The following is a 16,852-nucleotide window of genomic DNA, read 5'->3' on the forward strand; positions in this document are numbered from 1 at the left end:
GAGGGGAAAATAATCAGAGCGAAATTAATTAAAATGCAAGATAAAATTTGCAAAGAAAAAATATTACTGCCCTGTTTTCGGAGCGGTGGGCGGAGGAGTGGATTTGAAACGCAAACCAATCATCAACTCGTGCGTGCCGTTGCTGTATTTTTTCAGAGCAGTAGTGGTAATGTCATACGAATAGCCGAAAGAAAGATTTTCTTTATACATATAACCCACCATCATGCTCATGGCATCTTTTGTGCGGTAGGTGCCACCTACCCAGATTTTATTTTTATAAAAGAAGCGCGCGCCCAAATCAATTTGCACGGGAGCGGGGCTTACAAACTTTACAAGGAAAGATGGCTCGGCAGAAAATTCATCGGTGAGAAATAATTTATAGCCGCCCATGATATAAAAATGCGTAGCCAGCGTTCCGGTGGGAGTTGGCGTTTCAAATAATTTGAGTTTCGCCTGGAAGAGTTGCGGCACATAACCGCCCAGCCACCAGTTGCCGGTGCCGTTATCTTTCGGCAAACCGTATAAATAAAATGATGCGCCCAAATCGGGAACCACTTTGGATAAATATCCGTTTGCAAATACATAATCATTCGGATTATCGAGCGTAAGTTTGGTTGCATCGGTTGCCCACTGAAGCACTCCTGCAGAAAGAGAAAGAGAAATTTTTATTTTCTCGGTAAGTTTAATGTGATAAGAATACGAGCCGCTTGCTCCGATTCTTCGGGTGGGACCTGCAATATCGGTAAACAGGTAACCGCCCACACCCATGTTTTTTGCTTTGATGGGACCGTTCGCGCTCAGTGCATACGTGCGCGGGGCATCGGTGATTCCCAGCCATTGCAAACGGTTTGCCGACACCACATCAAAGTACGGGCGGCTTCCTGCTATGGCAGGGTTTTCAAAATAATCATTGAACATGTATTGAGTAAAAAGAGGCAACTGCTGGGCAGAACAAGGCAAAAGGAAAAAGGTAAAAGTCAAAAGTAAAATACCGGCAAAGGGTGCTACCTTTTGAATTGTGAATTGTGAATTGTGAATTTTCATTTTATCTGAGTATTGTTATCGGTCCGGTTACAGGGTCAGGATATAAATCGCTGTTCAGATTAATCACATAATAATACGTTCCCACAGGCAAATCTTTACCATTGTATTTTGCATCCCACGGAATTTTATATCCCACGGAACTGAACAGCAATTCTCCCCAGCGGTTATAAACTTCCACCACCGCTTCGGGGAATTGCTCAATGCCGGGAATTATCCACACATCATTTATTCCATCACCGTTCGGAGACAAACCATCATTCGGCACAACGCTTAATACAACATTCACTCTTACCGTATCAGTAGAAGTGCAGCCGTTCGCATCCGTAACCGTCAGCGTGTAGGTTGTGCTGGTTGTTGGATTTGCGGTGGGATTAATGCACGTGGTGCAACTCAATCCGGAAGAAGGAGACCATGAATAAGTTCCGGTTCCGGTTCCGTTCAGTACAGCGCTTTGCGAAGTGAGGATGGTAACATCGGTTCCCGCATCAATCACCGGCAGAGCGAATACGGTAACGCTCACCGTATCGGTATCACTGCAAATTCCGTTGGAAGCAATAAGCCCGAAATCATTTATTCCCACCGGAGGAGAAACCGCAATGCAGGTATCGCTTTTAATAATTGTCCATGCAGGAAGTTGATACCATGAATAATTAGCAGTGTTCAAACTGCTGCTGCAAAGCATGGCATTTCCGCCAAAGCAGAACGCAGTATCATTTCCGGCAAGTGCAACCGGCATGGCAAGAACAGTTACGCAAACAGTGTCGGAATCAACACACATTCCTCCGTTCGTGCCGATGATTCCATAGCAGGTTGTTCCGGTGGAAGGAGAAACAGTATAGCAGATTCCTGTGGAAACAGGAGTCCATGCGGGAAGCGTGAACCATTGATAAGTTGTTGCCCCCGATGCGCAGAGAGAAACCGAATCGCCCTGGCAAATAGTGGTGTCATTCGTTGAAAGAAGAAGCGGAACAGGAATCACGGTTACATTTACTGTATCCGTATCGGCACAAATCCCGTTCATGGCAATGAGCGCAAAATTATTTACACTGGCAGGAGGAGAAACGTTCACGCAGTTGGTAGTTCCTACTAAAGTCCATGCAGGAAGTTGATACCATGCTTGACTTGTTGCATTCACGCTTCCGCTACAAAGAGAAATGGAATCGCCTTCGCATATTGTTACATCAATTCCTGCGGCAGCAGTTACTGTTGTTGTAACTCCAATGTTCATCGTATCGGTGATAGAGCAGTTGTTGGCATCGGTAATAATTACAGAATCCAATCCTGCACAAAGCCCCGTGCACGAAGCGGAAGTGCATCCCGCAGGGAACCATTGATATGTATAGGGCGGAGTCCCTCCGGCAGGAGTAATAGTAATGATTCCATCGCAGGTGTTCGGGCAACTGGCGTTGGTGACTGTATGCGTTGAAGCCAAAACAGGAGGGTCGGTGAGAGTTACTGTAGAAGTTGAAGAACATAAATTCGTATCGGTAAGCGTGAGCGTATAAGTTCCCGCGCATAAGCCGGTGCAGGCAGAGACAGTGCAGCCGGTTGACCATACATAAGTATAAGGCGGAGTTCCTCCGGTAGGAGAAGAAGAAATAGTTCCATTGCACGAGCCGTTGCAAAGAGGATTTGTTCCTGTTACGTTAGCAGCGAGCGGTGCGGGTTGCGTAATAATTGCTGAATCATTTTTAAAACATCCCAGCGCATCGGTTACTGTTACCGTGCAGATTCCGGCACATAATCCGGTTACTGCACTGGTGGTTTGCGCATTGCACCAAAGATATGTATAAGGCGAAGTTCCACCGCTGATAGTTACCATAGCGGTTCCGTTGCACGATGCATTGCACGAATCATTGGTGGATGTTACCGAAGAAGTCAAAACTGCATTTTGTCCTACGGTAAATGTTTCAATCAGCGTGCAGTTGTTCGCATCCCGAAGCGTGTCAGTATAATTTCCTGCACAAAGCGCGGTAATGGAAGAGGTAGTTGCGGAGTTACTCCATGAATAAGTATAAGGAGGAGTTCCTCCTGAAGGATTCAATGTAATGCTTCCGTTGCACACTCCAAAGCAAGTGGCACTTGTAATGGAAGAATTGGAAGCAAGCGGTGCAGGTTCAGTAATATTAACAGAAGAAATTGTCTGGCATCCGTTCGTATCGGTTACGGTAGCAAAATATTGATTCGGGCAAAGCCCCGTGCAGGTTTGTGTAGTGCATCCACCGGGGAACCAGGAATAACCCCACGGAGGTCCATCACCGGTTGCGCACGAAACTATAACCGTTCCATCGCAGGCGCCATTGCACGAAATATTTGTTCCTGTAACACAAATGGTGGGCCCTGATGTGTTGTTCAGAGGAATGGTGTCAATGCTGATGCATCCGTTGGCATCCATTACCGTGTCAATATAAACTCCTGCGCAAAGCCCGGTAATGGTTGCAGTGGTTGCGCCAGTGCTCCAGAAAAATGAATAAGGAGGTGTTCCTCCCGATGCAATCACAGAAATGCTTCCGTTGCAAACATTACACGTTGCGGGAGCCACTCCGTTTGACTGCGTGAGAATAGGGGGAGCGGTAACGCCTACCGCCTGCGTAATGGAACATCCGTTGGCATCCGATAAAGTGAGCGAATAAGTTCCTGCGCATAATCCGGTGGCGGTGGAAGTTGTTTGCGCATTCGACCATAAGAAAGTATAGGGCGATATTCCTCCTATGGGAGTTGAAGTCGCGGTTCCGTCACACGAACCCGAACACAAAGGAGCAGTTGTTGTAATATTCGGCTGAAGAAGAGCGGGAGATGAAATAGTAAGAAAACTGTCAATGCTGCATCCGTTGGCATCACTAATGTTAAGCGTATAGGAACCTACACATAATCCTGTCACAGAAGAAGTAGTTAATGCGGTGGGATTCCAGAGATAGGTATAGGGAGCCGTTCCTCCGCTCACAGTTGCCGAAGCAGTACCGTCACATCCTGCGGAGCAACTTGCATTGGTGAATGTAACCGTTGCCGATAAAAGAGCGGGCTCTGTTATTGCCACGCTTTGAGAAGAAGCACAGCCATCTGCATCGGTAACAGTTACCACATAATTTCCAGGGCATAAGCCAGTGCAGGCAGAAGTACTGCAGCCGCTGTTCCAACTATATGTATAAGGAGTTGTTCCTCCGGAAGCATTTATGGTAGCAGTTCCATCACAATTTCCATTGCAGGAAACATTCGTGGAAGAAATAGTGGTGGTGAGAACCGCGGGTTCAGTGATAGATACCGTTGCGGTGGCGGTGCAGCCATTCCCATCTGTTACAGTAACTGTATAAACTCCCGGACATAAACCCACTATCGGAGCAATAGGAGCGCCCGTGCTCCATAAATAACTATATAACGGAGTTCCTCCGCTTGCGCTTGCGGTTGCAGTTCCATCACAGTTTCCATTACAAGTAACATTCGTAGAAGAAATAGTTACAGTCAAAACAGATGGTTCAGTAACAGGAATGAAAGTAGAATCGCTGCAACCTTTCGAATCGGCAAGCACAACGGTGTCGATTCCTGCTGTCAATCCCGAAACGCACGAAGTAGTGGAACCAATCGGCAGCCAGATATAAGTATACGGTGCAGTTCCGCCCGAAGGAGAAAGGCAAATGTTTCCGTTATTTCCTCCGTTGCACGAAACATTCGTGATGGTAGGATTCGCAGCCAATGCCGGAGGATTATTCAATGTATCATACGCAAATGAAACGCAGGAAATATTATCAGTAACTGTTACAATGTAATTTCCCGCGCATAATCCCGAGCACGCAGAAGCAGTGCAGCCGCTCGGAGCCCACGAGTAGGTGAACGGAGGATTGGTACCGGCAACACTCACGGAAGCACTTCCATCACAACTGCCGTTGCAGGTTGGGTCAACGGAAGAAGTTACTGTAACTGTTGGTCCGCTTATGTTTCCAACGGCAATGGCGAAAGTATCTTTACATCCAGCCGCATCTGAAATCATTACCGTATCAATTCCCGCAGCCAATCCGGTAATGCAGGCAGTGGTGGCTCCTCCGGGAGACCAAACATACGTATACGCAGGAGTTCCTCCGGAAGGAGAAATACATATTGCTCCATCGCTCGCTCCGCAAGTTGCAAGTGTGACAGAAGGATTATCGCTGATGTTGGGAATGTTTCCAATGGAAACTGTGTTCGTGAGTGTGCAGTTGTTGGTATCGGCAACAGTTACCGTATAATTTCCCGCGCATAATCCGGTGGCAGTTGCAGTTGTTTGAGCCGGAAATCCCGGAGACCATGTATAAGTATAACCGCCTGTTCCGCCTGAAGGAGAAGCAGTAGCGGTTCCATTACAGATTCCGCACGATGCAGTGGTGCTGCTCATTGTAATAGTAAGTGCAGGAGGATTTGTAAAAGTTACTGTGTTGGTTGCAATGCAGCCATTCGAATCAGAAACATTCACAGTATAATTTCCTGCGCAAAGCCCGGTGGCTGATTGTGTAGTTTGAACCGGAATTGTTGGAGACCATGCATACGTGTAAGGCGAACCTCCGCCAAACGGAGTTGCGGTTGCAATTCCATCGCAGGCGCCAAAGCAACTCACGCTGTTTCCTGAAACAGTAACCGAAAGCGTGACAACAGGTTTTATTATAGCAGGAAGTGTATTCTTACAACCATTGGCATCCGTCACAGTCACCGTACAGGTTCCGGGGCATAATCCAACTGCGGTGGAAGTGGTTTGTCCGTTGCACCATAAAAATGTATAAGGCATCGTTCCGCCCGATGTAGAAACAGTCGCAGTTCCGTTGCATAAAGTACAACTGGATGTGGTGGAAGAAATGGAAGAAGAAAGAATAAGCGGCTGAGTAATGGTAATGATTCCAATATCGGAACATCCTTTCGAATCTGTAACCGTAACGCTAAAAGTTCCGGCACATAAACCGGTGGCGGTGCTGGTGGTTTGTCCGCCCGTCCATAAATAAGTATACGGAGCGGTTCCGCCTGTCGGGCTTGAAGTGGCTGAACCGTTGCACTGCCCCGAACAAAGAACATTATTTACCACCGAAGCATTTGCCGCAAGAGCCGGAGGGTCGGTAAGTGTTATAGTTTGTGTGTTAGTGCAGCCCTTACTATCTGTAACAATCAACGTATAAGTTCCCGCGCATTGACCGGCAATGCTGGAAGTAGTTTGCCCGCCCGGATTCCAATTAAAAGTATATGCGGGAGTGCCTCCGCCCACCACTGCTGAAATGGAGCCACTGCAATCACCGTTGCATTTAGGATTAGAAGAAGTAATGGTAACTGTCAGGGTAGTTGGCTGCAGAAATGTAACCGAAGCGGAAGCCATACATCCGTTTGCGTCTGTGACCTGCAATGTATACACCCCGGCACACAGCCCGGTGATGGATGGAGTGGTTGCAGTTGTTGACCATAAATAAGTATAGGGCGCAGTTCCTCCGCTTACAGATGACACTGCGGTTCCGTTGCAATCGCCATTGCAGTTTAACGGATTAGGCGTAGCGGAAGAAATGGAAGCAGTAAATGCGCTGGGTTGAGTAACGGCAATAGTTGCAGATGCAGGGCATCCGTTTGCATCGGTTAGTGTGAGCGTATAAGTCCCTGCGCATAAGCCCGAGCAGGAAGAAGAAGTGCATCCGCCCGGCATCCATGAATATGTATAAGGAGATGTTCCTCCCGTTGGAGAAGAAGAAACACTTCCATTGCATTGACCAAAACATAAAACGCCCGTGCTCGAAAGATTCGGTACAAGTGCAGCAGGAGAATTAACCGTTATGGAAGAAGCGGCAGTGCATCCTTTCGAATCAGTAACCGTTATCGAATACGTTCCGGCACATAATCCCGTACAAGTTGAAGCAGTGCATCCGTTCGACCATGAATATGTATAGGCAGGAGTTCCACCCGATGCAGTAGCCGTAACGCTTCCATTGCAGAGACCATTGCACGTTACATCAGTTTCAGTGGGAGTAACTGTGAGTTGTGTGGGTTGTGTAATGGTAATCGTTCCTGTTTTTGTGCAGCCGTTGTTATCCGTAACTGTTACGGTGTAACTTCCCGCGCAAAGCCCGGTGCAGGAAGATGCTGTGCATCCGCTCGTCCATGAATAAGTATAAGGCGCTATTCCACCCGAAGCATTTGCATTCGCTGTTCCGGTGCATAACCCAAAGCAGTTAACATTTGTTCCGGTTGGTGAAACAGAAAGTGCCGTTGGTTGAGTAATCGCTACGGTTGCAGTTTTTGTACAGCCGTTTGCATCGGTTAACGTTAACGTATAATTATTGGCGCATAACCCGGTGCAGGCAGAAGTAGTGCATCCTCCGGGCGACCAGGAATACGTGTAGGGAGGCACTCCTCCTGATACAGTTGCCGTTACAGAACCCGTGCATACTGCGTTGCACAAAAGATTTGTTCCGCTTACTGTTATGGTAAGTGCAGGCGGTTGAGTGATGGCAGCAACATAAGAGGTAACACACGTATGGCTGTCGGTAATGGTGCAGGTATAATTTCCCGCACAAAGATTAGAAATGGCAGAAGTAGTTGAGCCGCCCGGCATCCATGAATAAGTATAAGGCGAAGTTCCTCCGGAAGGATTCACAGAAGCGGTGCCGTTGCATTGACCAAAACAAGTAATAGGAGTGGAAGAGCCATTCGGATTCAAAGGAAAAGGTTGCGTTAGCGTAACTGTTTTCACTTTTGTGCATAGGTTTGCATCCGTTACTGTTACCGAATAAGTTCCGTTGCATAATCCTGTTGCTTGGGCAGTTGTCTGGGCAAAAGGGTCACTCCATAAATAGGTATAAGGCGGAGTTCCTCCAGTAGGGCTTGCTGTAGCAGAACCATCACAGAAACTAAAGCAGGAAGGATTTTGTGCAGGAGGATTTATGCTAACAAATAATGCCTGCGGTTCACAAAGGTCAATAGAGATGATGCAGGAACTTATTCCGGTGTTGTCCCAAACTTCCACACTTTTGGTTCCAGCACAAAATCCTGTTGCAGTGGGAGTGGTTTGATTAGAAGGTGTCCACTGATATGTATAAGGAAGAACACCTCCGCTTACAGAAACAGTTGCCGTTCCGCTGCAATCGCCATTGCATTTTAGATTAGTTCCTGTGATAATAAGCGTTAAAGTATTAACGCCAATGGTGCAGATAAGTGTATCGGGAGTTGCAGTGGGTGGACAAGATACGCTTGAGATAGTAGGAAGAGAAGCAAAATGTTTTGCCGTATCGCTCGCTGCTGCGGACGGCCAATGAAAATTACTGGCGGAACTAACAGAAACAATGCAGGAAAAAAGGATGTAAAAAAATATTCTCAAACTAATATAGGTTTTGTAAATATGACTATTACGATAATAAAACAAATATGTTACAAAATTAACAGAAAGAGTTTTCCTAAATGAGATTTTTTAAACTATTTATTGTTGGAAATCAATAAGCAAAAAATAAATCTTTATTTTATCTCTATTTCTTTGGGAGCGCTCTTCTTGTCATCTTTGGGTTTTTTCTCACGAACTTTTTTTGTTTTTGTTTTCAGAATAAGATTTTTCAATTTCTTTTTGTTTCTTTTTTTGATTTCCCTGTCTGTTCTCCGCAACTGCTTCTTATATGCTTTCTTTTGTTTTTTCCCGAGCGAAGCATAATCTTTGGCAATGGCGGTTGGCGATTGATGCTGGTTCACATCATCCTTGTAAAAATTTTCCTGCGCATATTCACTCTTTTTTCTTTTCAGAAAGCAGGATGAAAAAACAAAAAGCAAAACAAGCAGAAAAAAATATTTTGCCGTTGAACTCATAAAACAGTAAACGAAAAAGATGCTTGAATATTTTGGATAACGAAGTAACGAATTTTTATAACGAATATTACGAATTATATTTTTCGTATTGATTCGTAAAATTCCTTCGTTACCAGATTTACCAGCCAAGAATGTAAGCGAACATCAGCGGAGCCACAATGCTTGCATCCGATTCAATCACGAAGCGCGGAGTATCGGTGTGGAGTTTTCCCCAGGTAATTTTTTCATTCGGCACAGCGCCTGAGTAAGAGCCGTAACTTGTAGTGGAATCCGAAATCTGGCAGAAGTAAGACCAGAACGGAGTATCCTTTAATTTCATATCCTGGATTAGCATAGGCACAACGCAAATTGGAAAATCGCCTGCAATTCCTCCGCCAATCTGGTAAAAGCCCACTCCCCTGCCCTTGCAATTTTTCTGATACCATTTCGCGAGCATCATCATGTATTCAATTCCAGAGCGAATAGTGGTTGGTTTTAGTTCTCCGTTCAAACAATAAGAAGCAAAAACATTTCCAAGCGTGGAATCTTCCCAGCCGGGACAAATAATCGGAAGATTTTTTTCCGCAGCGGCAAGCAGCCACGAATCTTTCGCGTCAATCTGATAATATTGTTCGAGTTCTCCGCTGAGTAAAAGTTTGTAAAAAAATTCGTGCGGCAAATATCTTTCTCCGCTTTTGTCAGCGTCTTTCCAGAGTTTGATGATATGGCGTTCAATTCTGCGCATGGCTTCTTCTTCGGGAATACAAGTGTCTGTTACGCGGTTGAAACCATTTTCAAAAAGTTTCCATTCGTCTTTCGGAGATAAATCACGGTAGCCGGGAATTCTTTTATAATGGTCGTGCGCCACCAGATTAAAAACATCTTCTTCCAGGTTTGCGCCAGTGCAGGAAATAATCTGAACTTTTCCGTTGCGAATCATTTCAGCAAGCGAAACTCCAAGCTCGGCAGTGCTCATAGCGCCCGCCAGCGTAATCATCATTTTTCCTCCGCCTTCAATATGCTCTTTGTATGCTTTGGAAGCATCCACCACAGTTGCCGCATTGAAGTGCCTGTAATGCTTTTCAATGAAAATGGAAATAGAATTTTTTGTCTTGCTTGGTTTTGCAAGCAGCGTTTCAAGAGAAGAATTTGTAGTTGTGCGCATAGTCAAATGGTTTGATGAAAAAAATTGTGTACAAAAATATTTATTCTTTGATACACAAACAAAAAAATTGAAAAAAGTTTTTGAAATCTTTTCAAGACATAATCAACAGAAAAAAAATTTGCTGAGGATTTTTTTTTGTGAGTTCTCGACTTCGCTCGAACTGACAAGAAAAAAATTATTGTGAGGAAAGAATTTTTAATTTCTGCCCGGGAATAATTTTCCCTTCGGGAATATTGTTCCACTGCTTGAGTTGTTCCAGTGTTACTCCGTTTTCCTGCGCAATGTTCCAGAGCGAATCTCCTTTGCGCACAGTCACGATTCTGAATTTTTGATTTGCGGAAGCAGCAACAGAAGTTGTATCGGCAGAAGTTTTTGTTTCAACTTTTTTTGCAGCGGAAGAATTTTCCGCAGAAGTTGTTTTCACAGATGCAACCGATGAATTTCCTTTCACGGGAATATAAATCGTCAGCGCTTGCCCGCTGTGAAGTTTCGGATAACGCAAATGATTCCACGCCTGAATATCTTCGGGCGTGCATCCGAATTTTCTCGCCACTCGGCTCATGGTTTCTCCTTTTCTCACCACATAGGTTTTTACGATTTGCTGAATGGCGAGCGTTTGCATGAGCGAATCTTTTTTTGCGTATTCATAAATTTTATCTTCGTTCGCTATGAACATTCCGATTTTTGTAATCGGCAAACAAAGTGAATAACATTCTCCCTCGGAAGAAGGAACCGTGCAGCGTTTGTAGCACGGATTCAGGTACTGAATATCTTCCACAGGAATGTCAAGGATTCTTGAAATCTGCTGGAAGGAAAGTTCTTGTTTAATATTTAATGTGTCAACATCTGCAGCGGTGAGGCGCGGCATTGCCGGATATAAATTATGTTCTTCTGCATGCGTCATCACATAATTAACCGCGATGAAAGCGGGAACATATCCCTGTGTTTCGCGCGGAAGATACGGGCGGATTTCCCAGTAAGTTGTTTTTCCTCCCGAGCGCCTGATGGCTTTGCTCACATTTCCCGGACCGCTGTTGTAGGCAGCCAAAACCATTTGCCAGTCGCCAAACATATCGTATAAAAATTGCAAGTACTCGCAGGCGGCTTCGGTAGATTTATACGGGTCGCATCGTTCATCCATATAGGAAGAAATTTTTAATCCCTGAATTTTTCCGGTGCCGTACATAAATTGCCAGAGCCCCATGGCTCCGCAGCGCGAACGTGCGGAAGGATTCAAAGCAGATTCCACAATGGCAAGATATTTTAACTCGAGCGGCATTTTATGTTTGTCGAGAATTTCTTCTATCATCGGAAAATAAAGTTGCGACATTCCGAGCACGCGTTCCACCAAACCGCGCTTTCGCACTGCGTACAATTCAATGTAACTGCGCACCGCGTTGTTGTAAATTAAATAGAACGGAGATTCAGCATCTAATTTTGCGAGGCGCATTGCATAAACGGAATCAGAATAATTGGGAACGGAATCGAGCGGGAAATGATATTTATTCGGATGAATTTGTAAAGCGGTCTTCTCAAAAATTTTCAGATGAGATAAACTATCGAGCATGGAAGCAATAGGGTCGTCAGAAAAAATAATTCCGGAAGAATCTTTCAGTTCAGTTTGTGAAAACGCCAGATGCTGAAACGAGTTCAACATGACAAGAGGTAAAAAAAATTTGAGAGTAAATTTCATAAATAGTTGAACGATGATTATATGAAAATGTTTTATCTATTTTACAACTTCCGCAATGTTAGGCGAAAAAAATTTGCAATTCGTCTAAATTCATAGTGTCTTATTAACGCAGCAATGTGAAAAAAGAAAAACTGATAAACTAATTTTCTATAGGAAAGATACAAAAAATTTACTTCCAGTTGAAGCAAATTTCATAGGAAGTTTTCGCTCTGTATTTGCGGGCAAACATCTTTTTCATCTTCAAACTGGTATTGTATGAAAATTTCTCACACCATTTTTTGAATCCGGAAGTTTTTCTGTGATGAGTTCCCGATGCTGATGAAGCATGCGCTGCTGCAAGCGCTTTGTGAACCGCATCGCAATCCTTGCAGTATGATTTTGGGGTTTCATTATTTTCCTCCGAGCCAAAAATGCTTCCTGAAGATTTTTGCTGCTGCACTTGCGCGGGAGGATTTGCTTGTTGAGAAAAGTTTCCAAGATTTGTTTGAATCGCATCATTATTATTTATGTCTATCTGGTCATAGTAATTTACATTTTGCATTTGAATCTGCTGATTTCCGTTTCCATTACTTTGCGCAAAAATTCCAATCGGAAGAACGAGTATTGAAATGAGGAAAAGATTTTTCATTTTATTTTTTTTATAAAGACCTGCAAGGTTTTTCAAAACCTTGCAGGTCTTAAAGTTTTTTATGCTTGCTTTTTAACAACTACCTTGCCACCGGCATCCCATGTTTTGTATTCATTGGTATAATATAAGTATGCCGATGACGCGGGCGCTTCGTATTCACCGGGAATATCTGCTTTCAAATCAAGGTTGATCACCTTTTCTTCTTTCGGGCCCATTCCGCGGTAGTAGAGAACAAGGTTGCTTCCAATTATTTCATAGTAATCGAAAACTTTTTTCTCCTGCATTTCTTTTAATTGCCATGGTTGCAAAGAAAGTCCGGCAGGAATTCCAATGATTGCAATCGGGCTGGGCAATCCATCCTCAGTTTTATTTTTAATTGTTGCCGTGAGACGAATTGTTTCCCCCTGGTTTGCTGATTTGCTTGCCAATTTAGTTTGCAGATCCACTTTGCATTCTTCATCACTGTTCGGAAGCGAGGTGCTCCAGCTTACAGCAACAGAATGTGGCAATGGATTTTTTGCGTTCGCATATTTCACTTTCAAAGTGTGCTTTCCTTCCTTTATATACTGCTCCAGACCATCAATCACGATTGCATCTTTCTCGCCTGCTTTGTAATTTTTCTCTGCGACTTGTTTTCCATCGACAAAAAATTCAACAGTGCCATCTTCAGGAGTGGATTTATTTGCTTTCGCGAATTCAGTTAATGCTTTCAGCGCGAGAACGGTTCCCTGTGTATTTCCGAATGAACCGTAACCATTACGATTCTTCACGAGATATTCAACTGCTTTATTTATTTCTGAGTGATACGCATTTTTATTTTTCAGCATCGCAAGAATTGCCAGCGAAGTGGTTTCGATTTTCAAAGATTGTCCGGTGGAAAAAGTAATTGAATGAGTTGTGCCGTCAAAACTTCCGTCTTTATTTTGTTTTAATAAAAGTTCACTCATCACTTTCTCAGAATTTTTGTCGTTCAATTTGTAAAGAGCGTTCGCACTCATCGCTAATTGATACGGGTCTTTATTTTTCATAGAAGTTTCATAGGAAGATTGCGCTTCCAATTTTAATTTGTCTCCGTATCCTGCCTCTGCAAGTGCGTACACAATGTATCCGTTCATTACATCTTCAGAAATTTGCCCGAAGTTGTGAAGCGCATACGTGTTGCGTTTGAATCCGCCTTTGCCGTCTTTCTGCGAGAGAATCCATTCAGCAGTGCGGTCAATCATTTTCTGGTCAACGCCATCATAAACTTTTTTCAAATCGTTGAACTGCATCAGACCATACGCAGTTAATCCCTGGTGTCCTGGCGCCTGACCAAACCACTCGTAACCTTTTTGTGAAGTTTCAAAGGTGAGGAGGCGTTTGTAACCTCTGTCCAACATTCCTCCGGCATACGCAAGAAGTTTTTCATCTTTTGTGTCAGATGTTTTCAAATAATCCATCACCATCGCATTCGGATAACTGCTCATAGAAGTTTGTTCGAAACATCCTCCCGGCTCGCGAAGAATTCCATCCACGCCTGTGAGCAAATCGCTCACCACAGAGGGGAACGCGGTCAGTTTTACTTTGACGGAACCTTTCACCACATTTTTCAAATCCACTTCATATTCTGATTCGCCTTTGTCTCCGGAGAAAGAAGCGGTGATTGGAAATCCTTTGGGAACCACTTTCAGGTTTTGCGCGAACGCGTCTTTCATTCCGCAGGCTTTGAAAGCGATTTCAAAATTTCCCTCGGAGATTTCTTCTTTCACTCTGTATTCGAGATAAATTGTTTTTGCTTTTCCGGCTGCAAGCGTTTGCAATGCCGGAATTGTTCCGATAGCTTCCAATCCGTTTGGAGCTTTGATGTCAAGCAGCCCGCTCACAGAAGCAGAAGTGTTATTTTTCAGCGTGAGAGGAATTGAAACTATATCCTGAGTAACAACTTCTGCAGGAATTTTTGTAGTGAGAGAAAAAGGCATTTGTGTGAAGAAAGTTTTTTCCACTCTTCCGATGCTTCCGTCATTTCCGATTCCTTCAGCCGTTGCTTTGAAAGAAGTGATGTCATCTGAATTGTAGAACGATACTTCCGCTTTTCCTGAATTGTCCACTTTCACTTCGGGGTTCCAGTAAATCGTAGAACGGAAATCGGTTCTCTGCTCAGGAAATTCTCCCTGCTTGTAAATGGGCGCAGCGAATTGTTTAGCGCGATAATACACTGCGACATTCTGCTGAATATTTTTTTGGTTCTCCTCTAAATTTCCCGCGCGGAATTTTCTGTCGCGCGCATCATCCATAGAAAATTTTCCGTGCTTCTCTCCTTCTGCATTTTGCTTTTTACCTTCTTCATCCTTCGGCTTTGAATTGTCGTCAACTTTTTTTGAATTCTCTTTTTTGAATTCTGCTTTCCCCATTGGGGCTTTTTCAAATTCAACTTTATCCATCGCCATTTCATTTGCGGGAACATCTTCCATCGGAACTTCGGCAACTTTTCCCCATCCGCCTGCGCCAGCAGTTTTCGGAGCGCCACCGCGCCAACCACCGCTTTTCGTGGTTGACATGGGATAGTTATAATAATTATTGTACTGCGGATAGAGAAAGTAAGTCAGGTTCTGTCGGTAATCATACACGGGAGAATTTTGCTGGTTGTAATTTCCCGCGCTCATCAGCAAACTTGTCGCAGCGCTCAAATCAATTTTGCTGAGAGAAAATTTTCCGTTCTCATCCGTTTCAATGTTTTGTTGTGACGCAGCGTCTGTCGTTACTACTTTCAATTTTGCATTTGCGATGGGTTTTCCTGTGTAAGCATCAATAACAGTTCCTGAGAGAATTGCTTTTTCTCCTGCGTAAGTGACTGCGGGCAATTCATCCGCCATAATTTTTTCCCAGGTAAATCTTCTCCAACCGCTGGTCATCATCACATAGTCAAGCGCTTTGTCTGACTTGGGTTCTTTCGTATCAAAATAAAAATTAGGCTCTTCAATTTTATCTTTTATGTCGTACTCCAATAACATTTTTGAAAGAATATTTCCTGCTTTATCGTCCGCGAAAGAAAGCAACTGGTCATTCGCCACACTGAGAGATAGATTCGCAGGCATAGGCATTCCCCGTTCGTCTTTCACCATGATGGTCATATTCACTTTTTCTCTTGGAAGATATTTTTCTTTATCAGTCGTAATAGAAACACTCATCTGATTATTTTTATTGACGAACGCCAAACGTTCAGCGCGCTCAATTCCTTTTGAATCAAACAGCGTGAACTGCGCAACTCCCATAGGGAAAACGCTGGCTGGAATTAAAATTTCATTTTGTCCTGCTTTTGCGTTAATGGCGGTCGCGTAGCAAATTTTTCCGCGAACCTGTCCCACGAGAGAAAGTTCTTCTGTTTCGGTGGTGCTGATGTTCAAGAGCATTTCATTTGCGTTTGCGCTTTCAACGCCAAGCACATAACCTCTGCTCAATGGTTCGGGTAATTCATATTGTTCTGTAATTCCAACTGGACTTGTAATCTTCGCAACATATTTTTCTCCGAGTGCGGGAGTAATTTCAAACGCACCCATTCCGTTATGAAAACTGGAGAAGTCCGCCACTTTTTTTCCTTTGCTATTCACCACGATTCCTTCCACATCCGCTGGTTTCCCGAATTCGTTCAAGGCGCGGAACGCGACCTTGCTTTCGATCCCGCGGACTAAATCCCCACCTTCGGGGAAGAGCGAGAAATCTATTTTGCCAAGCACAATAGGAATGGAACGTGAAATGGATTCGGTCTGACCTTGATAGTCAATCATGATATTCAGCAAGCCATCGTTGGTTTTTAATTTTGCAGGAAGCGTGAACTTCACATGCTTTTCCCCTATGTAATCAGTAATGGTGGCTTCTTCCACAATTTTTTCACCGCCAATCTGTGCCACATATTTTATTTTATAAGACGAGAGCGGTTTGTTCTCGTTTGTTTCAATTTTAATTTTTGCCGATACTTCATCGCCAGCGCCAAATGCTTTGCGGTCGAAATCCAGTTTCATTTTCAGGGCAGGAAGAACCACATCCTGGACAGTCAACTCTTTTTCAAAAGATGATGAATCATTCTTCATCCAATTCGTGTATGCCTTTACTTTATATAAACCACCTGCACATTCTTCATCGAGCATAAAATCCCCGCTCGCTTTTCCGTTTTTAGCAATCAGGCGGATGGTTTTTTCTACGCTTCCTTTCGGATTAATGAACTCTACATTTAATATGTCGCTCTGAGAACTCGGCTTAAGATTTTGTCCGTTCCTTAAATATGCCGAGAACCAAATCGTTTCTCCCGGATTATAAAACGGTTTGTCGAACTGCAGGTACACGCGTTCTTCGGGATGAGTTGCGTTTGCCTCGCTGGTTCTTTTTTTCATAAAGCGAATGAAATCATTTTCCACCGTTGGAAGATAAGATGTCGGTGCCATCCACGCCATCAGCGAAATCATCAGCGATGAAATTCCGATAGCAGTAAAGATTTTTGCGGAAGTGTTTTTGTTTTTCATTGTTAAGAATTTAATTGTTTCGGTTTAATGTTTGTTAGGAAGATGCGGGCTGGAAT

Annotated in this window: 7 protein-coding genes; all 7 read right to left on the minus strand. The window is 43.9% G+C overall.

The window, feature by feature from the left end; translation table 11 throughout:
* Positions 1 to 63: 63 nt before the first annotated feature.
* A complete protein-coding gene (locus tag HY063_06920; protein ID MBI3501508.1) occupies positions 64 to 960 on the minus strand; it encodes a type IX secretion system membrane protein PorP/SprF in 897 nt (298 codons plus the stop codon).
* An 85-nt stretch (positions 961 to 1,045) separates the two neighbouring features.
* Positions 1,046 to 8,359, minus strand: coding sequence for a gliding motility-associated C-terminal domain-containing protein (locus HY063_06925; protein ID MBI3501509.1), 7,314 nt, complete (start codon positions 8,357 to 8,359; stop codon positions 1,046 to 1,048).
* Between the two features lie 134 nt (positions 8,360 to 8,493).
* Complete coding sequence (locus HY063_06930; protein MBI3501510.1) at positions 8,494 to 8,835, minus strand: hypothetical protein; 342 nt, start codon at positions 8,833 to 8,835, stop codon at positions 8,494 to 8,496.
* A 118-nt stretch (positions 8,836 to 8,953) separates the two neighbouring features.
* Positions 8,954 to 9,979: a deoxyhypusine synthase family protein gene (locus tag HY063_06935; protein ID MBI3501511.1), complete on the minus strand. Its 1,026-nt coding sequence runs from the start codon at positions 9,977 to 9,979 to the stop codon at positions 8,954 to 8,956.
* A gap of 175 nt (positions 9,980 to 10,154) precedes the next feature.
* Positions 10,155 to 11,636: a LysM peptidoglycan-binding domain-containing protein gene (locus HY063_06940; GenBank protein ID MBI3501512.1), complete on the minus strand. Its 1,482-nt coding sequence runs from the start codon at positions 11,634 to 11,636 to the stop codon at positions 10,155 to 10,157.
* Between the two features lie 205 nt (positions 11,637 to 11,841).
* Positions 11,842 to 12,300 carry a hypothetical protein gene (locus HY063_06945; protein MBI3501513.1) on the minus strand — a complete coding sequence of 153 codons (459 nt, stop codon included), beginning with the start codon at positions 12,298 to 12,300 and terminating at the stop codon, positions 11,842 to 11,844.
* A gap of 59 nt (positions 12,301 to 12,359) precedes the next feature.
* A complete protein-coding gene (locus HY063_06950) occupies positions 12,360 to 16,796 on the minus strand; it encodes a carboxypeptidase regulatory-like domain-containing protein (GenBank protein MBI3501514.1) in 4,437 nt (1,478 codons plus the stop codon).
* Between the last annotated feature and the right edge of the window lie 56 nt (positions 16,797 to 16,852).

The organism is Bacteroidota bacterium, from assembly GCA_016195025.1.
Classification (GTDB): domain Bacteria; phylum Bacteroidota; class Bacteroidia; order Palsa-948; family Palsa-948; genus Palsa-948.

What these genes read in the sequence shown, in the direction of transcription:
- HY063_06935 (MBI3501511.1), bottom strand. Translation starts at nt 9,979, where the DNA reads ATGCGCACAACTACAAATTCTTCTCTTGAAACGCTGCTTGCAAAACCA.
- HY063_06945 (MBI3501513.1), bottom strand. Translation starts at nt 12,300, where the DNA reads ATGAAAAATCTTTTCCTCATTTCAATACTCGTTCTTCCGATTGGAATT.
- HY063_06940 (MBI3501512.1), bottom strand. Translation starts at nt 11,636, where the DNA reads ATGTTGAACTCGTTTCAGCATCTGGCGTTTTCACAAACTGAACTGAAA.
- HY063_06950 (MBI3501514.1), bottom strand. Translation starts at nt 16,796, where the DNA reads ATGAAAAACAAAAACACTTCCGCAAAAATCTTTACTGCTATCGGAATT.
- HY063_06930 (MBI3501510.1), bottom strand. Translation starts at nt 8,835, where the DNA reads ATGAGTTCAACGGCAAAATATTTTTTTCTGCTTGTTTTGCTTTTTGTT.